Below are 26,629 nucleotides of genomic sequence, written 5' to 3'. Positions count from 1 at the left end.
ACACCAATCTGGAGAGCCGTCCGCATGTCCAAGCCCACCCTGCTCCTGACCCGCCGCTTTCCGGACGCCGTTGAGGCCCGAGCTCAGCGGGACTACATCACCATTCCCAATCCTGCCGACACGCCCTTCAGCGGAGAAGCTCTGGCAGCCGCGGCGAATGACGGCGAGGTTGAAGGGATCCTCTGCGCCGCAGGGGACGCCCTGTCGGCTTCAACCATCGCCAGCTTGCCCAGCAGCGTGAAGATCATAGCAACGTTCAGCGTCGGCACAGACCACATCGACCTGGCAGCCGCACGGGACCGCGGCGTGATGGTGACCAACACGCCGGATGTGCTGAGCGTGGCGACGGCCGAGATTGCGATGTTGCTGATCCTGACCGCGGCGCGCCGTGGCGGGGAAGCAGAGCGACTTGTCCGGGGCCGTCAGTGGTCTGGCTGGGCACCAACGCAGCTCATGGGCGTCACGCTGGAAAACAAGAAGCTCGGCATTCTCGGGATGGGGCGGATCGGGCAAGCCTTGGCCCGCATGGCGCGCGGCTTCGGAATGGAGGTGCACTACCACAACCGGCGTCCCTTGCCGCAGGCAGAAGAGGCAGGCGCCATGTTTCACGCCGACGATGCCGGTTTTCTGGCCGCGATCGACGTCCTTTCCATGCACATCCCGGGTGGCGAAGCCACTCGAAATTGGCTGAATGCCGACCGCATACAGCAGTTGCGGCAAGGCGCCATCGTCGTCAACACTGGGCGCGGGACCACTGTTGATGATGCCGCGCTTTGCAAGGCCCTAACGGACGGGCATCTGAGGGCTGCGGGGCTGGACGTATTCGCTGGCGAGCCCGACATCTATCCGGGCTATCATTCAACCCCGAACCTTGTCCTTTTCCCGCACCTCGGAAGCGCAACCATTGAAACGCGCGATGCCATGGGCTTCCGCTGCCTCGATAATCTGGATGCGGTCCTCCTGCGCCACGAAGCGCCATTGCACGCTGTCACCTGATCGACTGCCTCTTTCCTGTCTGAACAGGAGAGCCGACTGGGTCTATGATGTCGGCTCTCTTCCGCAGGTCAGCCACGTATAACGGCTGACCTTCTAAGCCCAGGAGGCTGCCCGCTGCCTTGACGGCGGGTCTTGACGTTGTTGCAGAGCCGTACATAGGCTCCAGCAAACCTGCCGGTCGTTCCTTTATGTCACCATGGGTCAGGCCACTTGGCCAAAGGTACGCATTCGTCGTTGTTGCGGCCGTTTTCATGGCCCTGCTGGCAGCGGCCGGCACGCGATCTGCACCCGGTGTCCTTCTTGTTCCGTTGGAAGAAGCATTTGGATGGGGGCGGAGCATCACGGCGCTGGCCGCCGGCATCGGAATCTTCCTTTATGGCCTTGTGGGACCTTTTGCCGCTGCGCTGATGGCCAGCTTTGGTCTGCGGCGTACGGTGCTCAGCGCCTTAATCCTGATGTCGGCCGCCACTGGCGCAAGCGCCTTCATGACGCAGCCATGGCACCTGATCATGACCTGGGGTGTATTCTCCGGAATTGGATCAGGTGCGGTCGCGATGGTCCTCGGCGCGACCATCGTCAACCGCTGGTTTGTGTCGCATCGTGGCCTTGTCATGGGGCTGCTGACAGCCAGCACCGCAACTGGAACCCTGGTGTTCCTTCCACTGCTCGCTGTTCTGGCAGATTCCGGCGGCTGGAGGTCGGTTGTTATGGCGGCTTCTGCCGCCACGGCACTGATGGTGCCGATCGTCTGGTTCTTTGTGCCTGAAAAGCCTGGGGCCGTGGGCCTTCTGCCCTACGGTGCCCTCCGTCCACCGCCAGACACTCCACGCCGCGGAATACTGGCAGCTGCTTTTGGAAGTCTGCAGCGTGCCGCCGCAACACGCACATTCTGGTATCTCGCCGGTACATTTTTCATCTGCGGCTTCACCACCAATGGACTGGTCGGAACTCACCTCATTGCCTTCTGCAGTGACATGGGCATTCCCCAGGTACAGGCGGCCGGCCTCCTCGCCATCATGGGCATATTCGACTTGATCGGCACGACCGCATCGGGCTGGCTCACCGACCGGTATGATCCACGTAAGTTATTGTTCTTCTATTATGGGGTCAGGGGGCTGTCGCTGATGTACCTCCCCTTCTCTGACTTCTCCTACTACAGCCTGGCCCTCTTCGCCGTCTTCTATGGTCTGGACTGGATTGCTACGGTGCCGCCTACCCTGCGCCTTGCGACGGAAGCCTTCGGTGAACAGGATGCGCCTGTCGTGTTCGGCTGGATTGCTGCAGGCCATCAACTTGGCGCCGCCTCGGCCGCTTTCCTGGGAGGTTTGCTGCGGGATACGCAGGGAGACTACCTTACTATGTTCCTGCTAGCCGGCTCGACCGGTCTTCTCGCAGCCGGGCTTTCCGTAATGATCCACCGGAAAGCGGCACCGGCTGTCGCCTAGGGCAGCTGCCGAGGACTACCTCGCCGATTCAAGCCATGAAGTTGCCGGTATGATCCGGCACGAGGAGGGAAGAGCACGTCCCTCCTCGTGCATGTTCACGCACCGACCGCCCGGAGTTGTGTCTTACCTCCCATGGCGAGCATCTCATAAATCCCCACGTAATCCTCAGCCATACGCCGGGCCGTGAAGCGCTCATCGAACCGTGCCCGGACCTGCTGCCGATCAAGGCTCGGGATACGGCTTACAGCCGCCACCGCCTCATCCTCATTGTCCACAATGAACCCGGTAAGGCCGTCATCCATCACTTCAGGCACAGACCCTCTGCGGAAAGCGATGACCGGAGTGCCACATGCCATCGCCTCGATCATCACCAAGCCGAATGGTTCCGGCCAATCGATGGGAAACAGAAGCGCATGCGCCTGCGACAGGAAATCCGGCTTCTGCGAATCACTGATCTCGCCGACAAACTCCACATGCCCCTGGCTTAGCAGCGGCTCGATCTCCCGCTCAAAGTAGGCACGGTCCGCGGAGTCGACCTTTGCGGCGACCTTCAGCTTCACTCCGGCACGCGCGGCGATGCGGATCGCCTTGTCCAAACCCTTCTCTGGCGACACTCGCCCGAGAAAGGCGAAGTAATGCTGATCAACAGCTTGTGGCTTCAGGCGGTCCTTCGGCATCCCGTGCAAGACGGTGCCTACCCAATTCAGGCTGGGAATGGGCAAACGCTGATGATCCGAGATGGACACAAACGGCGTATCACCATAGGTCTCGTAGATCATCTTGAACTCGGGAAGATCAAGACGCCCATGGAGGGTGGTAAGGAACGGCGTTCCTTGGCGCTGCAGCAACCCGAGAGGAAAATAATCGATGTGCGAATGGATCACATCGAACTCGGCTGCTCGCTGTGCAACCTGCTCCACCATCTTGTAGTAATGGGCGACCCAGTCCTTAACTGATGGGTCAAGCCGAAGAGCCTGCGCGCGCATCGCAGCCAGTTTCGCGCCTGTGACCGAGTCTCCACTGGCAAACAGTGTGACATCATGGCCCATGGCAACAAGCTCCTCCGTCAAGGAGGAAACCACCCGTTCGGTGCCGCCATAAAGCTTCGGTGGGACCGCTTCAAACAAGGGCGCAATCTGCGCGATACGCATCCGTAGATCCCTCTTCACAAACAGGCGGTCGCCACTACCTGCTTTCGACTGAAAGCTGCATGCACCGAGACGTTCTCACCTGCTCAATGAAAACGTAGATTTTGAATATGGCGAAAGAGAGGCTGTAAGCATGAGTGCCGAGCTGCCCCGGACGCCCTTTCCTTTCCTGATGACCTATGTGCGCCGGCATTCCTGGCGCTACGGCATCCTGATGACAGCCATCACATTGGCAGTTTTGTGCTCCGTATCCACACAGTACGGGCTGAAGTATCTGATCGATGTTGTAGCTACACCCGCATCGGATGAGGCCCTGCGGCAGGCATGGCAGGCTCTCTTCATTCTAGCCGGTCTGATCGTTGCGGATATTATACTTTGGCGCGGCGGAGGATATTTGGCAGCAGGCAGCCTGACACTCAGTGCGGGCTGCATCCGCAATGATCTTTTTGCTCACCTGTCGCAACACAGCCCGGCCTACTTCGCAGATCGGCTGCCTGGTGCGCTATCGGCCCGCATTTCTTCCTCCGCGATCAGTGCCCAAACCATCGGAAACACGGTGGCTTGGAACGTCGTGCCACCTGCCATGTCTGCCTTCACGGCTCTGCTGTTCATCTCCCTGGTGGATGGCTGGCTGGCCCTGGTGCTTTTTGCCTGCGCTCTGGCAATCGCCGTGGTCTTGCACCTTCTAGCTCGGAAGAAGTCCCACCTGCACGAGACGCACGCCGGGCATGTCGCTGCACTCGATGGAGAGATCGTGGACATCGTCGGCAACATCGGGGTCGTCCGCTCATTCGGAGCAGGACGGCGTGAAAGGGGCCGGATCGCCGAGTTGAGCCGCGTCGAAGTACAGGCACATCGCCGCAGCCTCTACTCCATGGAGCATCTTCGTTTTCTGCACGCCGGCCTCACTGTGGTGCTGACCATCGGTGTCATGATAGCCGGCATCCGACTGTGGCACGCGGGGCGCGCGACAACCGGCGATGTGGCACTGTTGGCCACCCTCTCGCTAACGATCCTGAACGCAACCCGGGACCTCGCCATCGCCCTTGTGGAAGTTGCTCAGCAACGGGCGAGGCTGGCTGAGGCCTTGAAGGTCATCCTGGTGCCTCACGCAATGACGGATGCCGCACATGCCCGGCCGGCACGGAGAGGGTGCGGAGAGATCAGAATCGAAGATGTCAGCTTCTCGTATGACGGTCGCCGACCAGTATTGAGGCATATCAACCTCGTAATTCCACCCGGCCAGAAGGTGGGGCTTGTGGGTCGATCGGGGTCGGGGAAATCAACTCTCTTCGCCTTGTTGCAACGTGTGCACGATCCCGGAGCTGGAAGGATCCTCCTCGATGGACAGGATCTTCGGCATGTAACCCAGGAAAGTCTGGCCACTGCCATGGCCGTGGTTCCGCAGGATACCAGCCTGTTCAACCGGACAATTCGCGAGAACATGAGCTATGGGACACCCGACTTGGCCTTCGAGGAACTTGTCGCTGCGGCCGCAAAGACCCGCTGCGAGGAAGTGGTCGAGGCTCTGCCGGCACGATACGACACAATGGTCGGCAACCGGGGTGTCAAGCTTTCCGGGGGCCAGCGGCAGAGGATTGCCATTGCACGGGCCTTGTTGACGCCCACACCGATCTTGCTCCTCGATGAGGCGACCAGTGCCCTGGATAGCGAGAACGAGCATGCCATCGCTGAAGCACTGAAGGAAGCGCTTCACCGGCGCACCGTGGTGGCAGTGGCCCATCGTTTGTCCACTCTCCAAAATTTCGACAGAATCATCGTTCTTGATGAAGGTCGGATCGTGGAGGATGGCTCTCCCGCTGAACTGGTCAGGCGCCAGGGTCCGTATCTGGCATTGCTGCGTCAGCAGCGGGCTGGCCTGTCGCCGGTCCGCCCGGAAGCAGCCTAGAAAGGTGAGGCATATGTCGCGGCTGGTCGTTGTTTCCAATCGCGTCGCTCCAATCCATGAAGGCGAAGCGACGGCCGGAGGCTTGGCGGCTGGGGTCATGGACGCCTTAAGGCAATCCGGTGGTCTCTGGTTCGGCTGGTCGGGGCGCACCTTACCCCAGTCGGTAGTTCCGCCGGACAGCTTGACACCCGGAAGTCCCCCCGCTGTCGCCTGCAGTGGACCAGTTACACTTTACACCACGGACCTAACCCAGCGCGATTACGATGAATACTACAAGGGGTTTTCCAACAGCACGCTCTGGCCCACAATGCATTACCAGATCTCGCTGGCCCGGTTCGAGCATCAGGATTATCTCGGCTATCAGCGCGTCAATCGGCATTTTGCTGTCAGCTTGGCTGCCCTTCTCAAAGAAGACGATGTTATCTGGGTGCACGACTATCACCTGATGCTGCTTGCAACGGCGCTTCGGGAAATCGGCGTCCGGAACAGGATCGGCTTCTTTCTCCATGTGCCATTCCCAGCATCCAGTGTCTTCAGCACGATCCCTGTTCATGCAGAATTGGGGCGAGGACTGGCCACGTTCGACCTGATCGGCTTCCAGACAGAAGGCGACCAGCGGGCATTCTCGAACTACATGAGAGAAGAACTCCAGGCTGAAACATGCCCGGAGGGGCATCTGCAGCTTGGCCATCGCGTGGTCCGTACCGGCGTCTATCCCATCGGTGTTGAGGCCGACCCTCTACGGGCCGAGGCGATCCGGGGCCGGGATGATCCGGCCATTTGTGACTATAAAGGCAGGCTGGATCAGCGTGCCTTGATCATGAGCGTGGAACGGCTGGACTATTCCAAGGGGTTGCGGCAGCGTTTTTCAGCTTTTGAACGGTTCTTGGTTCAATGTCCGGAATGGCGCCGGCAGGTGGAGTACCTGCAGATTGCTCCCCCTTCGCGGTCGGACGTGGAAGCTTATCAGACAATCCGGCGCGAGCTGGAAGGCGAGGCCGGGCGCATCAATGGCCGCTTCGCTGAACTCGACTGGACGCCACTCCGCTACCTCAATCGCAGCTTCCCCCGGGATCAGTTGATGCCCCTCTATGCGCTGGCTGCTGTGGGCTTGGTCACGCCGCTGCGTGACGGCATGAACCTGGTAGCCAAGGAATATGTGGCCGCTCAGGATCCTGAGGATCCAGGAGTGCTGATCCTGTCACAATTCGCAGGTGCTGCGCGTGAACTCGACGGGGCCGTCCGGGTCAATCCGCATGATGAGGCGGGGATGGCCTACGCGATGAAGATCGCGTTGCAAATGCCTGTGGCGGAGAAGCGGGACCGCCACGCTTCTATGATGCGGTCCTTGCGCACCAACAGCCTTGACGCCTGGCGGGACCGATTCCTGTTCGATCTTCGCCTAGCGGAAGCGGGGCTCTCGGCCGCTGCTTAGGAAGATGCTTCTTCAACCCGTCCGCATCACCGCTTGCCCGTTCTATAGACCAGACAGGCCCGTCCAACCGCAAGCCGAGCCATTCTTACGCCGGTTCCATGAAACCGGCGGCCGTCATACGGACTTCAAGTGCTGCTTCTCACCCTTTGGCAGAGAACTTAACTGAACCTCCGGCGAGCCAGAATAGGAGAATTGCCATGGCGCTGCATGCCACTCGTAATGACCTCGGCGAGAACGCGAAGAAGGTCTCCGTCACCGTCCTCAATGGGACGCTCGTTGACCTGATCGACCTGACCAATGCTGTACGCATGGCACACTGGACCATGAAAGGACCGAACTTCATCGGCCTGCACGAGATGCTGGAAAGGTTCTACAATGAGCTTTTCGCGGTTGGAGATGAAGTCGCCGAACGGCTTGTCCAGCTTGGTGGAACTCCAGACGGAACAAGCCAGCTCGTTAGCGAAAGGTCGCGGCTGACGCCCTACTCGCAAGCGACGACCTACACTCTTGATCACGTCAAGGAACTCGCAGACCGATTTGCGTCCTTGGCGAAGTCCGTACGGGAAGGTATCGATTCGACCGATGACGCGGGTGATGCCGACACCGCCGATCTGCTGACCGGCCTGTCGCGTGATCTGGATAAGAAGGTGTGGATGCTGGAAGCACACCTCCAGAAGTAGTCCCACAAGCCGGCGCGCTGCTTTGGCGCGCCGGACTTGCGACACACACCCTGGCTTCGCTAGCTTGAGCCACGAGGTGTGAACAAGGCATGAACGATCTATTTGGCAGCCGCGACAACAAGGCGCAGGGAGCTCCCTCCTACTCCGCTAAAGATATCGAGGTTCTGGAGGGCCTGGAGCCCGTCCGACGTCGACCCGGCATGTATATTGGCGGTACGGATGAGAACGCTTTGCATCATCTTGCCGCAGAAATCCTCGACAATGCGATGGACGAGGCGGTAGCGGGACATGCCGACCGCATTGAGATGGTCCTCGACAGCGGCAACTGGCTCACTGTTCGCGACAATGGCCGCGGCATCCCGACAGACCCACATCCAAAGTTCCCTAAGCTGTCCGCTTTGGAGGTTATTTTCACCACCCTGCATTCCGGGGGTAAGTTTTCCGGAAAAGCCTATGCCACCTCAGGTGGCTTGCATGGCGTTGGCAGTTCAGTCGTCAACGCGCTAGCAGACCGGATGGAGGTGGAAGTTGCGCGTGACAAGACTCTGTTCAGCCAAGCTTATGCCCGCGGCAAGCCGCTAGGACCTTTGAAGAATGCTGGCGCGGTGCACAACCGACGCGGAACAACCATCCGGTTTAGGCCTGACGAACAGATTTTCGGGTCGCTTCAATTCTCCCCTCTTCGCTTGTTCCGGCTTTGCCGCTCAAAAGCTTACCTATACAGGGGCGTGGAGATCCGATGGTCTTGCGACCCAGCCCTTCTAGCGAGGGATGGCAAGTCGGACATCCCGTCGCAGGCGACTTTGCACTTTCCAGGCGGCCTCTCGGACTTCCTGGCGGCAGCGGTGGACCAGCAAAGCACCGTTATTCCGGCGCCCTGGGCGGGCGAGAACGCCTTCCCACAGGATGCCGGGCGGGCTGAATGGGCCATCACCTGGCTAGAAAAAGGCGATGGCTTTCTTAACACCTATGCCAACACCATCCCTACCGGCCTTGGCGGAACCCATGAAGCTGGCCTCCGCAACGCGCTCGTCAAAGGACTTCGGGCTTACGGTGAGCTAAGGAAAGAGCGGCGGGCATCCAGCATCACTGCTGAGGACCTTCTTGGCGGAATGGCCGGGATGCTTTCCGTTTTCATCCGCGAACCGCAGTTTCAAGGTCAGACAAAGGATCGTCTGACTAGTCCAGAGGCGACCCGCCTGGTTGAAGCTAGCCTCAGGGATCACTTCGATCACTGGCTTGCTGGAGATCCGGCGACAGCCAGTAACCTTCTGACCTATGCCATTGAACGGGCGGAAGAACGACTTCGTCGCCGTGAGCAGAAGGACACACCTCGTAAGAGCGCGACTCGCCGACTACGGCTACCTGGTAAGCTTGCGGACTGCTCCCGTGAGGCTGCGAATGGCACCGAACTTTTCCTTGTGGAAGGTGACTCCGCGGGCGGCTCCGCGAAGCAGGCCCGAAACAGAGAGACGCAGGCTGTTCTTCCTCTTCGTGGCAAGATCCTCAACGTTGCCTCTGCTTCTGCGGACAAGCTTCGCCAGAACCAGGAACTTAAGGATCTTGTCGAAGCGCTAGGTTGCGGCGCGGGAGAACGCTTCGACATCGCAAAGCTTCGCTACGACCGTGTCGTCATCATGACTGATGCAGACGTGGATGGAGCCCATATCGCAGCTCTTCTGATGACCTTCTTCTACAAGGAATTGCCGGAACTTGTACGGCAGGGGCGCGTGTATCTGGCACAACCCCCGCTGTACAGATTGGCGACTCCAGGAAAGACGATCTACGCCATGGATGACCAGGAGCGGGAAAAGCTCCTGAAATCTGCTTTCAAATCAACCCAGCGGGTTGAAGTGAGTCGCTTCAAAGGGCTGGGCGAAATGCCTCCGTCGTCTTTGAAGGAGACGACGATGGATCCGGCACGGCGCACGTTGCTGAAGGTTGTTCTACCGGCTGAGGAGCGAGCAGCAACATCCGAACTGATCGAGGCTTTGATGGGCCGTAAGGCTGAATTGCGCTTCCGGTTCATCCAAGAAAATGCGTCTCAGATTGAAGTTGAGGCCGTGGATGCATAGGCAGAGACCTTGCCACCATCTAAAACGCTTAGCTTACAGGCCTTTGTTTTTTCAGTACTGATTTTAGCCCGTGGTGTTGCTGCCGCGTCGCAAGTTGATGCCAGCCTAGGACGCGGTGCCATCTGATCGGTTAGCACAATGCGGCCAAAGTAGCCGCTCAAAGAATGAGCCAAATACCGGCCCGGGGCCCCAATGCCTGGAAGGCCACGCATCTGGATGCGCGCGTCGGGCGCAAGTGACTGTGCCAAACGTTGCATTTGAGCCGCCTGCGGCGCAAGCGATGTGGCTTCCAGAATGGTCTGGCCCAGCACCAGGAAGCCGGCGCTTCCATGACCTATCAGAACCAGTCCAGCGACCGGCATGTAGCTCTCGGCGACCTCGGCGATCTGAACCAAGCCATCACGATGCACATCGAGGATCAGCACGGCAGCATCTGGTCCAGCTGAGATGAGATAAGAAGGCCAGCCTGTGAGCCGGGGGTCGAGAACAAGGATCTGGTCAGGCTTGTGAACTGCTGGGCGCATGAGGCGTGTCCTTCTGGAGCCACACCATCATTGCCGTATTAGTTGAAAATAAGGTTTACATCATCGTCTTCTAGAGCGGCGGAACGTTCAGGACGAGCTCGGATCATGAGCGCTGATAGATAGCGTGCTAGAGGAATTCTACCATCGGCGCTTTCTCATGGCACTGAGCTGTACTCATTCTGCTGGGCACCACGTTACGTTTGGCTCAGCGAGATTATTTTGCTCGCTTGTCAACAAGGAGCGAACCCGCGCCTTCAGCTCGTCGAGATGGAACGGCTTAACCAGAAGCTGCTGGTCCTCGATGGAATTAGACGCCGTCTTGGCCGCTTCCTCGGCATAGCCAGTCGTCAGTAATATATGAGGCTTTGGCTCACGATGACGCACCAAATCGGCCAACTCATAGCCGTTCATCCCAGGTAGCCCGATGTCAGTAATCAGGAGATCCAGCCGAGACAGTTTGTGGATCAGTCGTTGCGCCGCCGCACCGTCTTCAGCTTGGAGCACGGCGTAGCCCTGCTCAACAAGCACTTCCACCATTACGTGCCGAACGACCGGGTCGTCCTCCACCACGACAACCACTTGCCCCAGCGCATCTGCTGGCGCAGCAGCTTCAGAGCTTGGCTTGACCGGCAATGGGTCAACAGGGGCATCGTGGCGCGGCAAATAGAGCTCCACCGTTGTGCCCCGCCCTTTCCGTGACAGGATCTGCACTCCACCACCAGCCTGCCGGGCGAAACCATAGATCATCGACAGACCGAGACCAGTTCCCTGCCCTGCCGGCTTGGTTGTGAAGAATGGTTCGAACGCCTTCGCAACTGTGCGTTCGTCCATTCCGCAGCCCGTATCGGCGACACTGATGCACACATAGTCGCCCGGGGTCAGTTCAGGCAGCAGGTGTTCTCTGGAAGCGGAATACCGTGTGCGCTTGCTCGTGACGGTCAGGTGTCCGCCGTCCTGCATGGCATCACGCGCGTTGATCGCCAAGTTCAAGATAGCGTTCTCGAACTGGCTCCCGTCGCACAAGGTGTTCCAAAGCTCGTCATCCAGGCACAGCTCAAGGCGAATGGCCTCGCCGCAACTACGGCGAAGAAAGCTCTTAAGATCTTTGATCAAGTCGTTCGGCTGAATAGATCTTGGATCGATGGGCTGCTTCCGGGCGAACGCCAGCAGGCGGTTTGTCAAAGCCTTAGCTCTGGAAGCGGAAGCGGCGGCGCTCTTGATGAAAGGTTCCACCGCCCCGAGCCGACCCTGCGCGATACGGGTCTGAATAAGGTCCAGGGATCCGCTAATACCTTGCAGCAGGTTATTGAAATCGTGTGCAATTCCGCCAGTCAACTGGCCAATAGCGTCCATCTTCTGAGACTGCCGCAAAGCAGCCTCCGCTTGCTCCAGCTCAGCCGTTCTTGCTGCTATGCGGGCTTCCAGCAATTCGGCGGCGTGGACCGCTTCTGTTACGTCAACGCCGCAGCACACATGCCCAAGATACCGCAGCCCCTGAAAGCTTGGAGATCCCTCACACCGGATCCGCCGTGCAACCCCGTCACGTGTAAGGACGCGAATGTCAGCCCGAAAGCTGGCTCGTTGCTGATGCGCCGCAAGCCAGCGGGACTTCAGTGTCGGTAGATCATCTGGATGGACTGTGGACGCCCAAGGCTCGCCTGCGACTGTTTGTCCGACGCTGCCGAACTGCGCCAAGAAGCGCCGGTTTGCAAAGGTGACGGCACCGGCCGGATCGGTTTGCCAGATCAGGATCGGAGCAGCATCTGCCAAGTTCCGAAAGCTCGTTTCGCCTTCGTCTGGAGTTATGTTCGGAAGCGCAGCCCACTGCACCTCTTTATGTCGCGCAGTTTTCTCCGCTGCAGGGGAATGAAGTCTGTTGGGCCCGGCAATTCTCCCCTGAAGCATGTCTTGCCCGTCAACGGCGCAGATAACAGCCACAACTTCATCGGGCCCTGAGAAGATGGGCGTCAGGACCGCGCCACAGCTTAGGGAGCCAAGGGCTTTTTGCGGAGGTTCAGACAGGAACCGCACGATCCTGCCTTCGAAGGCTTGTTCAACGCTTTCGGCCAACATGGCCAGGATCAGGCTGCGGGATGCCTGCAATGGCTCCCCTGCCTCTACGCTCGCCGTACCACCGTGAAGATGATCGAAGGCGGCATTGAAGAAGGCAAAGCGCTGCTGCCCCCAAAAGACACATGCTGGGCCTGGAGACGCAACAATGGTCTGGACAGAGTTCCGCAGGCACCAGGGCCAAGACGAGGGTCGCCCCAGTGGATGTAGGGTCCAATCCTCGTGTTGCAGACTCGGCGAAGCCTCGTTCTTGGCCGCATGCGAGCCGCGGCGAAAACGGGGCCATGCCGATAGTTCAAAGGCGACAGCCTGACCCATTCCGAAGCTCATTTCTCAAAATGCAGGCGCATGATCCCGGAAGGGCAAGGGATGATCTGCCGCGACGATCATCGGCACCAGACCAGCCACAATAACCACGACCTCACGGTAATGTGCCTTGAAATCCTACAAAACGGAAGAGGAAAGCTTAGCGATTCGCCTTCTTCTTGTGAGCATCCGCCCTCGTTGGAAAGCCGACCTCTGCCAACGCCGACAAACGACCCGGCAGCGAATGGTGGATCGCGGGTTGGAACACCGGCTGTTTCTTCCACACCTTCTTCTCGGCCTTCGTCATCCCACAGCCGAGACACCAGCCCGTCTGTTCGTCATAACGGCACACTTTGATGCAAGGTCTTTCCATCCTTGCGATGTGGGCCGCTTAGGCCTGATGAAAAGCCTTTCGTCGAAGCCATCGCGCAAGGCTGGACGATGCAACCACAAGCCGCCAAGCATGGCCCATGCATCACCTTATTCCTTCCACCATACCCCGGACGGCATTGGTCACAGGCAGCGCCAAGCGCATCGGGCGAGCCATCTGTTTGCAACTGGCCGAAGCAGGCTTTGACTTGGCGCTTCATTACTCGACCAGCCAGCGGGAAGCGGAGGAGTTAAAGGATCTGGTTGAGAGCCTTGGTAGACGTGCCGTGATCGTCCAGGCGGCCCTGGACGTGGAAGCGGAGGCTCATTCCCTGGTCCCGGCGGCGACGGACGTGCTGGGGCCGCTCGGCTTGCTCGTGAACAATGCTTCGACCTTTATTCGAGACGAATGGTTCGATGCCGACAGGGCTCTCTGGGATCATCACCTTGAGCCGAATCTCAGGGCCCCGTTTGTTCTGACCCAGGCTATGGCGCGGACCCTCCCGCAGGCGGCCGAGGGTGTAGTCATCAATATGCTTGATCAGAGGGTTTTGGCTCTCACGCCGCACTTCATGACGTACACCTTATCGAAAGCAGGACTTTGGGCTCTGACACAGAGCCTCGCCCTGGCCCTCGCTCCCCGCATCCGCGTCAATGGCATTGGTCCTGGTCCAACATTGCCTAGCCCAGGTCAAAGTGAGGAGCAATTTGAACGTCAGGCGGCCTCGACGCCTCTCGGCCGCGGCGCCTCTCCAGAGGAAGTGGCGCAGGCTGTTATCATGATCCTCGCCCTGCCCGCCATGACAGGCCAGATCATTACTCTGGATGGCGGGCAGCATCTCCAATGGTCACCTTCTACGCGCCGGAACGATTCCCGATGACCCTTCAACCGGACGCGCGGCGCCAACTGAGGCGTGTTTTTGTACGTGGTCTGACGATCTCCATGTACCTAGGGGTCTATCCGCATGAAATAAGCGGGCAACAAAGGGTCACCGTGGGCATCGACATGCTTGTTCGGGAGCAACCCAGCGAGAATGGCGTCGGGGAGGATCATCTGAGCCGCGTGGTCGACTACGACATGGCGGTCAAGGCAGTCCATGACATCGCAAATGCCGGACATATCAATCTGGCAGAAACGTTCGCCGAGAAGATAGCTGCGCAGCTACTGGCGCAGGATGCGCGCATTGTTCAAGTGCAGGTTCGCGTCGAGAAGCCGGATGCGATCGGCAATGGAGCAGTTCTGGGCGTCGCGGTGGAGCGTGTCCGTTCATGCGGTGAGACAACGCGAACCTAGCAGCTTCGACAATCATGCAACCGCGAAACGCGACCACCAATGTTGACCTTGCACTCGGCTTGATGAATCCCGAGCTTCTTGTTGCCCAAGAAAGCGGCACATCTTTGCAGCGCCTTTGTGGCGGCGGTTTACCGACCTTAAACCACTCACTGACCCACAGGCTTATCCACAGCAACGGTGGAAAACCGATCAGTGGTCGTGTCACAGCTTGAGCCTCATGCAAGGTCATGGTTCACCTCACCTATGGAGCAGGCTTCCTTCAACGTGCAGGAACATCAGTCACTTGAGGGTGTGGCGGTCATCGAGGCCGCCTTGACCACCATGCCATCCTCGCCCGGAGTGTACCGGATGCTGGATGCAGGTGGAGAAGCGCTCTATGTGGGCAAGGCGCGCCACCTGAAGCGGCGCGTTACAACGTACACGCAAATCGCCCGCCTTCCGGAGCGGTTGCGCCGCATGGTTCATGCGACGCGACAGATGGAGATCATCACCACAGGCAGCGAAGCCGAGGCTCTGCTGCTTGAAGCCAATCTCATCAAGAAGCTCAGGCCACGGTTCAACATCGTGCTCCGGGATGACAAGTCCTATCCATGGCTTGTCCTGACCGAGGATCACTCCTTTCCTCAAATTGCCAAGCATCGGGGCGAGCGGCGAAAGGGCGCCAGCTACTGGGGCCCTTTCGCCAGTGCCTGGGCGGTGAACCAGACCATCACCGCCCTGGAGAAGGTTTTTCTTCTGCGGTCCTGCAGAGACACGGTTTTCGAAAGTCGCGATCGACCTTGCCTGCTACACCAGATTAAGCGCTGTTCTGCACCTTGCGTCGGGCGCGTGTCCCCTGAGGGCTATGCCGCATTGGTGCGGGACGCCAAGCAATTTTTGTCTGGCGAGACACCCTCCATTCAAAAGCGGCTCGCGGCAGACATGGAAGCTGCCGCAGCCTCCTTGGAGTTCGAGCGTGCAGCGGCCCTCCGGGATCGCATCAGAGGCCTGACCCACATTCAGGGGCAGAACAGCATCAATTTGGATGGTGTTGGCAACGCTGATGTTGTTGCCCTTCAGCAGGTGGCCGGCCAATCCTGTGTCCAGGTCTTCTTCTTCAGAGGCGGCCGCAACAATGGCAATCGCCCGTTCTTTCCCAGCCACCCCAAGGATGATGCTTCACCTGAAGAGGTGCTTTCCGCGTTTCTGGCACAGCTTTACGATGATCTTCCGCCGCCTCCCTTGATCCTCCTGTCGCATGATCTGGCAGATGCCGGCCTGTTGGCCGAGGCTTTGTCATTGAAGGCGGGGCGCAAGGTCGAGCTTCATCGTCCTCAGAGAGGCGAGAAGCGATCTGCAGTCGAACATGCGGCCACCAACGCCCGGGAAGCTCTCGAAAGGCGACTGGCGGAAGGCGCCGCTCAAGCAACGCTTCTGGATGGTGTGGGGCGGCTCTTCGAGTTGCCTGAACCCCCACGGCGCATCGAGATCTACGACAACAGCCACATCCAAGGCAGCCATGCCTACGGGGTCATGGTGGTTGCCGGACCCGAAGGCTTCATGAAGGGCGCGTATCGCAAATATGCGATGGACCGCGGTGTCCGTGCTCCCGCCCTTTTACTTCCCGGCACGGCGGATATGGATAAAGCGCCCATGGCTGCAGGCGATGATTTCGCCATGATGCGACAGATGCTGGAGCGCCGATTCGGCCGGGCCCTGAAGGAGGATTCCGAGCGGCTCGGCGACTCTTGGCCAGACCTGGTGCTGATTGATGGAGGAGCAGGACAACTGAGTGTTGCCCGCGAGGTGATGGCCGAACTTGGTCTTGACGACATTCCTCTTGTGGCAATCGCAAAGGGTGTTGACCGCGATGCTGGCCGCGAGTGGTTCCACCGCACAGGTGTAGCGCCGTTCCAATTGGCGCCCCGTGATCCCGTGCTCTACTATTTGCAGCGCCTTCGCGATGAAGCGCATCGTTTCGCCATCACCACACATCGGGCCGGACGATCAAAAGCCATCAGCAAATCGGAGCTGGATGAGATTCCAGGCGTAGGTAGTGCTCTAAAGCGGCGGCTTCTGAATCATTTTGGTTCGGCTCGCGGTGTGCGGCAGGCTGGGCTCGATGATCTGCGGAACTGCCCCGGTGTGGGTCCATCGATGGCTGCACGCATCCATGATCATTTCCACCCTGGCGCCACCGGAGCTAATTTGGGTAAGGGCTGATGGTCCCACCGGGAAGGGAATGTCTTGCCAACCGATCTGCCCAATCTTCTGACCCTCTCCCGCATCGCCGCGGTGCCACTGCTGGTGATGTTTGCGGTCTTGCAATCGCCATGGGGGGATGTCGGAGCCTGCGCCGTGTTCTCCGTCGCGGCCATCACCGACTATTTTGATGGCAAGATCGCCCGGAGCCGTCAGCAAACCTCGGCGTTCGGCCGCATGCTGGATCCCATCGCCGACAAGTTGCTGGTCGGTGCGGCGCTGATGCTTTTGGCCGGGCTGTCGCACCTCTCGCTCTGGGGTTTGTTGCCGGCCATCGTCATTATGCTCCGCGAGATCCTGGTTTCCGGCATGAGGGAATACCTAGCCGGGCTCGCTGTTGGTCTGCCGGTGACCCGTCTCGCTAAATGGAAGACAGGCGTCCAGATGACGGCACTGGGCGTTCTGCTCGCCGGCGACCGAGGAGCGGCGGCTCTTGGCGTCGGTATTCTGCCGATCGGGCTACTAGGTGAGGTACTGCTTTGGCTGGCTGCGGCCCTGACCCTTTTTACCGGGTGGGATTACCTATCGGCCGGGCTGCGCCACGCCGAAGCGGAAGACACGGACCGCACGCCGCAATCCGGCAAGGAAGTCCCAAGCCCTTGAGCAATCTGAGGCCACGCAACATGTATGGCTCTCGATGATGGAACATCCGGTCATGACAAGAAAATCGGTTTCCTCGCTGAGCCGTTTCTGTTCCGCAAGCGCCTGTATTACGGCCCTGATCGCTCTAAGCGGATGTGCCTCAGCCCTGACTGGGCCCAGAACCGAGGCACCGCCAGAGAGCCTGACCGTTCAGCGGATCCAGGGACGGGACATGGCGGTTGAACCGCTGCTCCCGACGCCAGGCAATGTCTGGCCTGCCGCGGATTTGGAGTCGCCACGCGCAACGCTGGGTAGCCCTGATCTGATGAACCGGCCTGAAGGCGAGCCTCCTCCTAGAATGTCACCTCGGGGCAGTTCAACCTCGCCCGATCTGCTTCAGCAGAATACCTATCCCACCGGGGCTTCGCCGGCCTTCGAGGCTCGACCCGGCCAGGATGTTGGCGAAAGGAGCCGCTACCAGCCCGGTCGTACGATCCCCACGCCGGATGGCGGCGTGACCATCAGCGGAGGAGGTGACTCGCAGCTTCGCTATGTAGGACCCAACGGGCAAACCGGGGTCGCCGTTCCGAATGGGGCCAGCGTGGTCTTGATGGGCAGCGATGGCACGGTTCGTCAGGTGCCAGCACCTCGCCCATGACAATCAAGGTCATGTACTTCGCCTGGGTGAAGCAGAAGATCGGCATGGCTGAGGAGGTCGTTTCGCCGCCGGAGGATGTGCGGGATGTCGGCGCTCTGATGACATGGTTGTCGACCCGGTCATCCGCTCATGCGGAAGCCTTGAACAGATCTGGTCAGGTGCGAGCCGCTGTGAACCACGAGTTCCGCCGTTCCGACTTTCCCGTAAAGGGCGGCGACGAGGTTGCGTTCTTCCCGCCAGTGACAGGCGGTTGACCGTGGGCGTCGTGAGGATCCAGCCGGAACTCTTTGACCCAGGAGCCGAGAGCGCAGCGGTTGGACACGGGCGCCCGGAGGTTGGAGCGGTGGCCAGCTTCACCGGGCTCTGCCGCGCGGATGACAACCTCAACGCGCTTGTGCTGGAGCACTATCCCGGCATGACAGAGCGTGCGATGCGCGACATCGTAGCTGAAGCAGAGCGACGCTGGCCGATCTTGGATTGCCTCGTCATTCACCGCTATGGCCGCATCCTTCCAGGTGAGCCCATTGTTCTGGTAACAATGGCAAGCGGTCATCGTTCCGACGCCTTCGACGCATGTAGCTTCGTTATGGACTGGCTCAAGACACGAGCACCCTTCTGGAAGCTGGAAGAGTTTCCGGACGGTCAGACTCGGTGGGTTGAGGCTAAACAGGCCGATGACGATGCCGCAGATCGGTGGCAGGGAACGGCCTGAGCTATTCAGGCGGCATTGTCGACAAAGGTCCGGCGTAGACCCTCGCTCAAGCTGCAGCCTCGGATGCCGAGGCACTTCTCCATGTCCTCGACCGCAAAAGCCTTGTCCTCGGTTAGGCGCCGAAGTTCATCCACGCCTACTTTGGGAAGGCCAGGAAGCATCTTCATCAACGAAGCGGCCGCAAGAAGGGCGGCAATAGGCACTTTCATGACCGGTGGCATCCTCACGCCGGCATGTCGGGCCACTTCAGCCATGAATGATCGGTACGGCAGCGCCTGAGGTCCAGCGACAATCAGTACATGCTGGCCAGTCCACGGACGCTTCAGGGCAGCCATCAGGCACGCTGTGACATCCGCCTGGTAGATCGGCTGAACCAAAGCGTGGCCTCCTCCGGGCAGCGGTGCCACCGGAAGCCGCCTCATCAGCGCGGCGAGGCGCTGAACATTGTTCTCGCCCTCTGCTCCGTAAATCATCGTGGGATGCAGCATGACGCCGGGCCTGTCTCCACCCAGGAAGGCGGCCTCGCCAGCCCGAACCCCGTCACCATGCTCATCCGGCCATTGCGAATAGCGCCGCGTCGATCCCATGAGGATCAGGGTCGCATTCTGTGGCGCTGCCTCCAAAATAGCCGGTGTCCAACGTGCATGCGCACAAGAGACGACCTTGTCGGCTCCTGCGAGCGCAGCCCTCAGAGCGGGCACATCCGACAGATCGGCAAGCATCGGCGACGTAGACGGCAGTCCGAGAGCACGCCAGGCCTCAGGCCTGCGGATAACCGGCCTGAACGCATGCTCCTCCGAGGCCAGCGCTCGGCAGAGCGCAGAACCAGACCGCCCTGAAGCCCCGATCACCGCGGTTAGCATCGTGACCCGGCGGCATGTGCCAAGCGATCTGCGGCCCTTCGATGCCCAATCAGAGGCAAGAAGAGGCGCATCTCAGGGCCGTGATCCTCTCCTGTTAAAGCGCGCCGGAGCGGAAGGAAAAGATCACGGCCCTTGCGCCCGGTTTCGGTACCAACACGCTTCACCCAATTTCCCCAGGTGGCTTCATCCCAAGGTTCAGCCGGAAGCGCTTCCAGGGCGACCTTCAGGAACTCCGTTTCGTGCGCTTGATCAGGCGGGTCAATCCGGCCTGTCGCAACCTCCCACCAGTTGCGTGCTTCGGCTAGCATGTCGAGGTTCCCTCGGACCGCCAGCCAGAACTCCTCTCCCGCCTGTGCCGGTAGGCGATCCTTCACGGCACTGTATCGCAGGCCATGGAGGTATCGGCGGTTCAGCGCCAGCAGCTGGCTGGGATCGAAGCGCGCCGGACTGCGAGAGATCTGGTCCAATTCGAAACGCTCGACAAGTTCAATGGGCGGGGCGGCGACTGGATCCCTCGACGAACCGAGTGCGGCAAGATACCCGGCGACAGCAGCCGGCTCGATACCATCACGGCGCAGCTGGCGCAGCCCCATGGAACCCAGGCGCTTCGAGAGCTGCCCGCCATCCGCATCGGTCAGCAAGGGCAGATGCGCGAAGCGGATGGTGTTGGCTGGCGGCCGCAAGGCTTCCAGGATATCGATCTGGACACCTGTATTCGTGACGTGGTCCTCGCCCCGAACAATATCGGTGATCCCTGTGTCAAGATCATCCACGACCGAGGTGAAGGTATAAAGAAACGAGCCATCGGCGCGAATGAGAACTGGATCGGAAATCGCCTGTAACTTGACTTGCCGCCTGCCGAGAACTCCGTCTGTCCAAGTGACGGTCCGTGGTTCCAGCTTGAAGCGCCAGTAGGGCGATTTTCCGTTGTCCAGGGCACGTTGAAGTTGCTCCTGGGTCATCTTCAAGGCGGCACGGTCATAAACAGGCGGCCTGCCTTGCTTCTGACGCTGCTCTCGCTTGAAGCGGAGTTCTTCCTCGCTCTCGAAGCAGGGGTAAAGCCGGCCGATCCTTTTCAGATGCTCAGCCGCGACGCCGTATCGGTCCAGCCTGTCGGATTGGCGAAAGCTGTCATCCCATTCGAGACCTAGCCAGCGGAGGTCTTCCTCGATGCCTGCGGCATATTCAGGCTTGCTCCGGCCAACGTCGGTGTCGTCGAACCGTAGCACGAAGCTGCCATGGCCCTGTCGCGCCAGTAACCAGTTGGCGACGGCTATTCTGGCATTGCCAACATGGAGATATCCGGTCGGACTAGGCGCGAACCTAAGCTTCATTCGCCGTCTCCTCCATCATCCGTATCCTCCTCCTCCACAGCACGAGGGTCGAGGATGCGCCAATTCCTGTCCTCTGGATCTTCAACAGGATTCTCTGAGAAGCTGCTGATCTCGTCGGAACTTCTCCAGCCTTGATCGACAGGAACGCCTTCTCGGTTCACAACCTCGGCGTCCTCGCCAAAGGTGTGCCAGGCCTGCAAAACATCCTCTGCGCTCATTCCCCGCATCCGGCAGCGCTCGAGGCTATCCCTGACATAGCGGCGTGCAAAGGCGTTCGCGAGGGTTAGAGTTGGAAAAGATCCCACAATTTCAACCGGGTCATCGTCGTTGCCGCCCGACAGGTCCAGGATCCGCACACCGTATCCGCCTTCCGGTGCGAAGAGGGTGCCGCCGCTGTTTTCGTTCATGACCATCCGATAAGGCGCCTGCTGCTGGCTGCGCGCGTCCTACAGCCAGGATGTTGAAGTGGCCGATGGACGCAGTGATTGATAGGCAAGCACCATAGAGGCGGCCATCGCAGCACCTCTTCGCGCTCGGAAGGCGGTCGTAGCGTCTACCTCCACGTCCGTCCACCCAGCGCTCCCCCTGCAAGTTGCTGCACCGCAACGAGAAAGTCGCCCTATGCCGGTCCGACTCGTCTCTTGACCCTTGCGGGGAGATTTGCCGCCGCGATATGCCACAAGAAGTGGTGTGGGCATCTGGCTTCACCCAAGATCTGGGTAGCCCTGCCCCATCTAAGGGAAGGAGGTGCCGCGATGTCCGGCTTGCAAACCGTCGATCGCGAGCGTTCCGTCAATCCGCTCGACGTGCTGGAACAGATCGTCGCCGCCAATGAGTGGGTGTTCGATCGCCGCTCTGATGGCGAGATGGCAGTCGAGGCGCCTGGCAAATGGTGTGACTATGGCCTGTTCTTCTCCTGGTCGCAGGAGATCAGCGCGATGCACTTCACCTGCGCCTTTGACCTCAAGGTGCCTGCCGGGAAGCGGCAGCCTCTCTACGAGCTGCTGGCATTGGCGAACGAGAAACTCTGGATCGGCCACTTCGGCATCGATAGCGAAGATGGCGCTCCGGTCTATCGTCATTCCGTTTTGCTGCGCGGAGCGCGCGGCGCCAGTTCCGAGAGCCTTGAGGACATGGTGGATATCGCCATCACCGAGTGTGAGCGCTTCTTCCCGGCCTTCCAGTTCGTGCTTTGGGGGGGGAAGAACCCCGTGGATGCACTGGCGGCCGCCATGCTGGACTGTGTGGGGGAAGCGTGACCGGGGCAGTTTTGCCCCCTCTCCTGCTGATCGGTTCCGGAAAAATGGGCGGAGCCATGATGCAAGGCTGGCTGGAGCGCGGCATCAGCGAGGTGGTGGTTGTCGAGCCCGGTGAGATCAGCCTGTGCAAGGCTGACGGTCGGATCCGGCACGTCCGCACCCTGAGCGAAGTTCCCGCTGAGTTCCACCCGGTCGCCATCATTCTGGCGGTGAAGCCGCAGCAGGCTGGAGAGGTTCTGCCCTACCTCAGTGCTTATGCGACTGCGGGCGTCCTGCTGCTCTCGATCATGGCTGGAAAAACGCTATCGAGGATGGCGGCCGAGGTAGGTGTGGCTCAAGCTAGCCTGGTACGTGCCATGCCCAACACACCCGCAGCAGTTCGCCAGGGCTTCACCTGTGCTGTTGCATCGGGCTCAGTCGATCAAACTCAACGAGAATTGTCGGACGAGCTACTGAGCGCAGTCGGTGACGTGGCGTGGGTGGACGACGAAGCCCTTCTGGACCCTGTCACCGCTATCTCCGGCGGTGGACCCGCCTATGTCTTTCTTCTTGTTGAATTGCTGGAGAAAGCGGGGATTGAGCATGGTCTGCCGCCTGAATTGGCCCGGCGGTTGGCACGAAAGACGATTATCGGCTCGGGCAGCTTGCTAGCCGCCACCGATCTGGATGCAGAGATCCTGCGCCGCAATGTCACCAGCCCCAAAGGGACAACCGAGCGCGCTTTGCAAGTTCTTATGGCACCTGATGCATGGCCCTCAGCAGTTCCGCAGGCCATTGAGGCGGCAACGAGCCGCTCTAGGCAACTGGGCCAGTCATAAGACTGTTTCCTTCATCTGACGGAAGGCCTGACCCTGACCATGAGCGACGCCCTGCCTAGTCCCACGAACGAGACGCCGATAAAGAATGAAGCGGCCGTGATGGATGCGCTCTGGCCTCTTGTTGCCGAACGCGGCTGGCACGGCTTCTCCTTCAGCGATCTCGCTACGCGATCGGGACTGGACTTGGCGGAATTGCGCCAAAGCTTCCCCGCCAAGTTCGAACTGCTCCGCCTGCATGCCCGCCTGGTGGATCAAGCTGTTCTGGAAAACTCGCCAGTCACCAGCACTGGTTCCGCGCGGGACCGGCTCTTCGACACACTGATGCGGCGGCTGGATGCTCTGCAGCCGCATAGGCTTGGCCTTCTGCGCTTCTACCGCGATCTGCGAAGTGATCCCCTGCTGACCCTGGCCATGACGCCCATCATCGCTGCATCGATGGCATGGATGCTGGAAGCCTCGAACATCAATGCGTGCGGTCCAGCCGGGCTGCTCCGTGTCAATGGACTTTCGGTTGTGTGGTTGAGTACTCTGCGCGAATGGGAGCAGGACGATAGCGTGGACCTCGGCTCCACGATGGCTGCCCTCGACCGCGCCTTGGACAAGGCGGAGCGCGTGGCGAACACCTTCCGGATGGGCGAGGAGGATGCCGCGGGAGTAGAACAGCGTCTCTGAGATGCAACAAGGCGCGGCCTTCCTGAAACCGTGCCTGCCGCCTAGACTTGAATCCCGAAATCACGCTGGAGGATTTGCCATGTCGGACGGTCCGAAGTTCCCGCCGGAAATGGACATCATGCGCATGCTGTCGGATTTCAGGTTCCCGGCAATGCCGGACATGGAAGCCCTGGCTTCCGCACAACGCCGTAATTTCGAAGCTTTGTCGGCGGCGAACAAGGTGGCTTTGGAAGGTGCCCAGGCGGTGGCCCGGCGGCATATGGAAATCCTTCAGCAGTCCATGAGTGAGATGACTCAGGCGCTGCAAAGCGTCTCCACGGAGACCTCCCCACAGGACAAGGCCACGCAGCAGGCGGAAATGCTGAAAGCCAGCTATGGCCGCGCCGTTTCCAACATCCAGGAACTGGCGGACCTGATCCAGAAGTCGAACGCGGAAGCAATCAGCCTTCTCAACCGTCGCTTCGCGGAAGCGATGGATGAGGTGAAGGGCATGGTCAACAAGCCGACGGGTGGCGCTGCCTAGGCAGGGAGCCTGACACGGGCGCGCAGACCGCCGAGAGGACTGCTTTCCAGCGCGATATCGCCGCCATGGGCACGAGCGATATCGCGCGCGATTGCCAAGCCCAGCCCGGTCCCTCCTGCCGAGAAGCTCGTAAATGGTTTGAACGCTTCCTCACGGGAAACTTCCGGTATGCCTGGTCCATCATCGTCAACTGTGATCAGCACCCAGTGACCGCTTTGACGCGTGCTGTCCTCCCGCGGCGTTTCCGAGATAGCAACCGCGATGCGTCGTGCATGCCGCCGAGCATTGTCCAGCAGGTTGCCGACGCAACGCCGTAGAGCGTCGGCGCGTACCGGAAGGATAAGGGGTCCTGGGCTCGACACGGACACCATAGCTCCGTCCTGCCTCGCCCGGTGGGCCAGTTCGCTGACCAGTTCAGATACATCGGCCGGTTCGGCCTGTTCCGTGCTTTCTCCTCTCGCGAAAGCCAGATAGGCCGCGATCATCCGCTCCATTTCGGCCACATCCTCGGTCATGGCTGCGGCATCGTCTTCGGTGCCAGGAGGCAGCATGGCAAGTCCGAGGCGCAGCCGGGTTAGCGGCGTACGGAGATCATGGCTGATGCCAGCCAGAACCTCCGTCCTTTGCGACACGAACCGCCGGATCCTGCCCTGCATCTGGTTGAAGGCTGCGGCTGCCTGCCTGACTTCACTGGCGCCTTCTGGCTTGATAGCACCGACTTCACGCCCCATCCCGAAGGCCTCGGCCGCGCTGGCCAGTCGCCGGATGGCGCGGACCTGATTCTTCATGAAAAGGGCCGCGATCACAAAGAGCAGCAAGGATGACCCGACGAGCCAGATGAAGAAGAGATACAGGGTGCCGAAGAACAGCCGCTTTCGAGGCGCCTCCACATGCAGCACGCCGTCTTGCAGCTGCACCCGGATGATGACGCTGCGCGGATCACTGGCCCAATCGGTGTCGAAGGGAAGCCGGACCCTTTCCTGAAGTGCCTGGGCCAGATCGTCTTCCAAGGGTAGGATAGGAAGCCAGCCGCTGCGCATCGCTGGCGGCCCCATCGCTGCGCCGGGCTCGAACGCCAAGGACAGGTCCTGACGCCAGGCCGCTTCGCGAAAGATCCAGGCCCGGTCAGCCTCTGCCGGATGACGGCCCAATAACTCGACAACCATGCCGATGTCGCCGGCCACCCCACCTGCAAGGCGCCGGGAGATGACGTCCAGATGTCCGCCGTAGAAGAGCTGCAACGCAACGCCTTGCAGGATCAACAATGGCAGCAAGATGATCAGCAGGGCTCGTCCCAGCAGTCCCCGTGGAAGGATGCCACGAACAGGAGAACCGAGCGATCGCACGAGCGGGCGTACCGGGCTGGGCATCGGTTTCATGTTCCAGGTCTCAGCACATAACCTCGATGGCGAACGGTTTGCAGAAAGCGTGGCTCCCGTGGATCGGGCTCGATCTTCCGTCTCAGTCGCGTCACCTGGACATCGATGGCCCGTTCGCCCGCATCCGGTGTTCCGAGGGCCGCCGCGATTTCCTCCCGCGTCAAGACCTCACCCGCACGACGGGATAAGGCAACTAACAAGGCCGCCTCACCACCGGTGAGGCGATGTGTGCCGTGCTGCCCACGCAATTCGCCCCGTTCCGGATCGAACCAATGCGGTCCCAGCTGAACAGGCGCCAAAGGCTGGCTCGCGGGGATGGGCGGAGCCACTCGCCTCAAGATGGTCCGGATCCTCAGCGCCAGTTCGCGTGGATCGAACGGTTTTGCCAAGTAATCGTCCGCGCCATGCTCGAAGCCCGCGATCCTGTCGTCGGGTGCTCCTGCGGCTGTCAGCATGAGGATCGGTACTTCATGGCCCGAGCGACGGAGGCCTTCCGCAAGTTCCAGGCCGGATTCGCCGGGCATCATCACATCAAGAACTAGCAGGTCGAAAGCCATAGATTGCATGGCTTGGCGGGCCGTGGCTGCATCTGCAGCAGCGGAGACACGAAAGCCTTGCTCGGAAAGGAAGCGGTGCAACAGGTTCCTGAGACGTGCGTCGTCGTCTACGACCAGGAGATGGGGCTCTGTGCCAGTCACGGCGTCCCTCAAACGGATTTGAGGGAATTGGCGGAAGCGGCTCGATCCAGCTGCGCCCGCGCTTCCTGGCCCATCAGTCCCCGCATCACCCTGCGGAAGCCTTCAACCGCCGCAGGCCCGGCCTCGCGGTACGCTCGCATGACCCACTCGCGCTGCTTCTCGAACAGTTGCCGCTCCAATGCCTCACCCTTTCCGGTCAGGCTGAGCAGGCGCTGTCGGCGGTCGGCGCGGCCAGGGGCCTGCGTGATGTATCCATTGTCCATCAGCGGCGTGAGAACGCGGCCCAGGGACTGCTTAGTGATCCCGAGAATCGCGAGGAGATCACCCACGGTGATGCCGGGGTGGCGACCGACAAAATGCAGCACGCGATGATGCGCACGCCCCATCCCGATCTGTTCAAGTAAAGCATCTGGCCCAGCGGTGAAGTCACGATAGCCGAAGAACAGTAGATCCTGTGCCAGCCTGAGTTCTTCTTCCCGCAGGAACAGGAGCTGCCGACCTGCCAGCGGAGGACGTACCTCCCTGGCAATCGGGGCGTCTGTTGCATCTGGCATAACCACGTTCCGCCTCTGCTACCTATTGTTGTTCTGCCAGGAGATCTGTTCCACGGCCTCTCCATGTCTCATTCTTGCCGGAAAT

At 60.2% G+C, this 26,629-nt stretch carries 26 protein-coding genes; 16 read left to right on the top strand and 10 right to left on the bottom strand.

What is annotated here, in order from left to right; all coding sequences use genetic code 11:
* Positions 1–24: 24 nt before the first annotated feature.
* Positions 25–996, top strand: a complete 972-nt coding sequence (locus ACFOD4_RS12595; protein ID WP_379596898.1) for a 2-hydroxyacid dehydrogenase — start codon at positions 25–27, stop codon at positions 994–996.
* A gap of 251 nt (positions 997–1,247) precedes the next feature.
* Entirely contained in the window at positions 1,248–2,441 is a 1,194-nt protein-coding gene (locus ACFOD4_RS12590) for an MFS transporter (protein ID WP_379596896.1), read from the top strand.
* Between the two features lie 95 nt (positions 2,442–2,536).
* Here ACFOD4_RS12590 and ACFOD4_RS12585 read toward each other — a convergent pair whose 3' ends face one another.
* Positions 2,537–3,592, bottom strand: a complete 1,056-nt coding sequence (locus ACFOD4_RS12585) for a glycosyltransferase family 4 protein (RefSeq protein ID WP_379596894.1) — start codon at positions 3,590–3,592, stop codon at positions 2,537–2,539.
* Positions 3,593–3,722: 130 nt separating this feature from the next.
* On the opposite strand from ACFOD4_RS12585, the gene ACFOD4_RS12580 reads away from it, so the two are divergent.
* From ACFOD4_RS12580 to parE, 4 genes are all read left to right on the top strand, one after another.
* Positions 3,723–5,498, top strand: coding sequence for an ABC transporter ATP-binding protein (locus tag ACFOD4_RS12580; RefSeq protein ID WP_379596892.1), 1,776 nt, complete (start codon positions 3,723–3,725; stop codon positions 5,496–5,498).
* A gap of 13 nt (positions 5,499–5,511) precedes the next feature.
* On the top strand, positions 5,512–6,933 hold the full coding sequence (locus tag ACFOD4_RS12575) for an alpha,alpha-trehalose-phosphate synthase (UDP-forming) (RefSeq protein WP_379596890.1): 1,422 nt from the start codon (positions 5,512–5,514) through the stop codon (positions 6,931–6,933).
* 197 nt (positions 6,934–7,130) lie between these two features.
* Positions 7,131–7,613 (top strand): DNA starvation/stationary phase protection protein Dps, encoded by a 483-nt coding sequence (gene dps, locus ACFOD4_RS12570; protein ID WP_379596888.1) that lies wholly within the window; start codon positions 7,131–7,133, stop codon positions 7,611–7,613.
* 89 nt (positions 7,614–7,702) lie between these two features.
* Entirely contained in the window at positions 7,703–9,688 is a 1,986-nt protein-coding gene (gene parE / locus ACFOD4_RS12565; protein ID WP_379596886.1) for a DNA topoisomerase IV subunit B, read from the top strand.
* Here the strand turns inward: parE and ACFOD4_RS12560 are convergent.
* From ACFOD4_RS12560 to ACFOD4_RS12550, 3 genes are all read right to left on the bottom strand, one after another.
* On the bottom strand, positions 9,658–10,212 hold the full coding sequence (locus ACFOD4_RS12560; RefSeq protein ID WP_379596884.1) for a DUF4347 domain-containing protein: 555 nt from the start codon (positions 10,210–10,212) through the stop codon (positions 9,658–9,660). The genes parE and ACFOD4_RS12560 overlap by 31 nt on opposite strands.
* Before the next feature lie 174 nt (positions 10,213–10,386).
* Complete coding sequence (locus tag ACFOD4_RS12555) at positions 10,387–12,285, bottom strand: response regulator (RefSeq protein ID WP_379596882.1); 1,899 nt, start codon at positions 12,283–12,285, stop codon at positions 10,387–10,389.
* A 463-nt stretch (positions 12,286–12,748) separates the two neighbouring features.
* Positions 12,749–12,961: a DUF1289 domain-containing protein gene (locus tag ACFOD4_RS12550; protein ID WP_379596880.1), complete on the bottom strand. Its 213-nt coding sequence runs from the start codon at positions 12,959–12,961 to the stop codon at positions 12,749–12,751.
* Positions 12,962–13,058: 97 nt separating this feature from the next.
* Between ACFOD4_RS12550 and ACFOD4_RS12545 the strand changes: the two genes are divergently transcribed.
* From ACFOD4_RS12545 to ACFOD4_RS12520, 6 genes are all read left to right on the top strand, one after another.
* Complete coding sequence (locus tag ACFOD4_RS12545; protein WP_379596878.1) at positions 13,059–13,838, top strand: SDR family oxidoreductase; 780 nt, start codon at positions 13,059–13,061, stop codon at positions 13,836–13,838.
* Entirely contained in the window at positions 13,835–14,251 is a 417-nt protein-coding gene (locus ACFOD4_RS12540) for a dihydroneopterin aldolase (protein WP_379596876.1), read from the top strand. The genes ACFOD4_RS12545 and ACFOD4_RS12540 overlap by 4 nt, the downstream gene beginning before the upstream one ends.
* A gap of 243 nt (positions 14,252–14,494) precedes the next feature.
* Positions 14,495–16,453, top strand: coding sequence for an excinuclease ABC subunit UvrC (uvrC, locus tag ACFOD4_RS12535; protein ID WP_379596874.1), 1,959 nt, complete (start codon positions 14,495–14,497; stop codon positions 16,451–16,453).
* A gap of 24 nt (positions 16,454–16,477) precedes the next feature.
* Complete coding sequence (pgsA, locus tag ACFOD4_RS12530) at positions 16,478–17,095, top strand: CDP-diacylglycerol--glycerol-3-phosphate 3-phosphatidyltransferase (protein WP_379596872.1); 618 nt, start codon at positions 16,478–16,480, stop codon at positions 17,093–17,095.
* Between the two features lie 633 nt (positions 17,096–17,728).
* Complete coding sequence (gene moaD, locus ACFOD4_RS12525; protein WP_379596870.1) at positions 17,729–17,986, top strand: molybdopterin converting factor subunit 1; 258 nt, start codon at positions 17,729–17,731, stop codon at positions 17,984–17,986.
* A 2-nt stretch (positions 17,987–17,988) separates the two neighbouring features.
* Complete coding sequence (locus ACFOD4_RS12520) at positions 17,989–18,444, top strand: molybdenum cofactor biosynthesis protein MoaE (protein WP_379596982.1); 456 nt, start codon at positions 17,989–17,991, stop codon at positions 18,442–18,444.
* 5 nt (positions 18,445–18,449) lie between these two features.
* Here ACFOD4_RS12520 and ACFOD4_RS12515 read toward each other — a convergent pair whose 3' ends face one another.
* From ACFOD4_RS12515 to ACFOD4_RS12505, 3 genes are read right to left on the bottom strand one after another with little or no spacing between them, the layout of a single operon-like run.
* Entirely contained in the window at positions 18,450–19,307 is an 858-nt protein-coding gene (locus ACFOD4_RS12515; protein ID WP_379596868.1) for an SDR family oxidoreductase, read from the bottom strand.
* Positions 19,301–20,641 (bottom strand): glutamate--tRNA ligase, encoded by a 1,341-nt coding sequence (gene gltX / locus ACFOD4_RS12510; RefSeq protein WP_379596866.1) that lies wholly within the window; start codon positions 20,639–20,641, stop codon positions 19,301–19,303. The genes ACFOD4_RS12515 and gltX overlap by 7 nt, the downstream gene beginning before the upstream one ends.
* On the bottom strand, positions 20,638–21,048 hold the full coding sequence (locus ACFOD4_RS12505) for a hypothetical protein (RefSeq protein WP_379596864.1): 411 nt from the start codon (positions 21,046–21,048) through the stop codon (positions 20,638–20,640). Before ACFOD4_RS12505 ends, gltX begins: the two co-directional genes overlap by 4 nt.
* A gap of 348 nt (positions 21,049–21,396) precedes the next feature.
* Between ACFOD4_RS12505 and ACFOD4_RS12500 the strand changes: the two genes are divergently transcribed.
* From ACFOD4_RS12500 to ACFOD4_RS12485, 4 genes are read left to right on the top strand one after another with little or no spacing between them, the layout of a single operon-like run.
* Complete coding sequence (locus tag ACFOD4_RS12500; RefSeq protein ID WP_379596862.1) at positions 21,397–21,900, top strand: type III secretion system chaperone family protein; 504 nt, start codon at positions 21,397–21,399, stop codon at positions 21,898–21,900.
* Positions 21,897–22,718 (top strand): pyrroline-5-carboxylate reductase, encoded by an 822-nt coding sequence (proC, locus tag ACFOD4_RS12495; RefSeq protein WP_379596860.1) that lies wholly within the window; start codon positions 21,897–21,899, stop codon positions 22,716–22,718. Before ACFOD4_RS12500 ends, proC begins: the two co-directional genes overlap by 4 nt.
* 39 nt (positions 22,719–22,757) lie before the next feature.
* Positions 22,758–23,390: a TetR family transcriptional regulator gene (locus ACFOD4_RS12490; RefSeq protein ID WP_379596858.1), complete on the top strand. Its 633-nt coding sequence runs from the start codon at positions 22,758–22,760 to the stop codon at positions 23,388–23,390.
* A 1-nt stretch (position 23,391) separates the two neighbouring features.
* Positions 23,392–23,913, top strand: coding sequence for a phasin family protein (locus ACFOD4_RS12485; RefSeq protein WP_379596856.1), 522 nt, complete (start codon positions 23,392–23,394; stop codon positions 23,911–23,913).
* Here ACFOD4_RS12485 and ACFOD4_RS12480 read toward each other — a convergent pair.
* From ACFOD4_RS12480 to ACFOD4_RS12470, 3 genes are read right to left on the bottom strand one after another with little or no spacing between them, the layout of a single operon-like run.
* A complete protein-coding gene (locus ACFOD4_RS12480) occupies positions 23,910–25,292 on the bottom strand; it encodes an ATP-binding protein (RefSeq protein WP_379596854.1) in 1,383 nt (460 codons plus the stop codon). The two genes, ACFOD4_RS12485 and ACFOD4_RS12480, sit on opposite strands and share 4 nt — an antisense overlap.
* Positions 25,289–25,990, bottom strand: a complete 702-nt coding sequence (locus ACFOD4_RS12475; RefSeq protein ID WP_379596852.1) for a response regulator — start codon at positions 25,988–25,990, stop codon at positions 25,289–25,291. Before ACFOD4_RS12475 ends, ACFOD4_RS12480 begins: the two co-directional genes overlap by 4 nt.
* A gap of 8 nt (positions 25,991–25,998) precedes the next feature.
* Positions 25,999–26,544 (bottom strand): MarR family winged helix-turn-helix transcriptional regulator, encoded by a 546-nt coding sequence (locus ACFOD4_RS12470; RefSeq protein ID WP_379596850.1) that lies wholly within the window; start codon positions 26,542–26,544, stop codon positions 25,999–26,001.
* Between the last annotated feature and the right edge of the window lie 85 nt (positions 26,545–26,629).

It is taken from the genome of Teichococcus globiformis, assembly GCF_042646265.1.
GTDB lineage: Bacteria > Pseudomonadota > Alphaproteobacteria > Acetobacterales > Acetobacteraceae > Pseudoroseomonas > Pseudoroseomonas globiformis.
The sequence above is the reverse complement of the archived record's forward strand: the minus strand, read 5'-3'. Positions and strand labels throughout refer to the sequence as shown.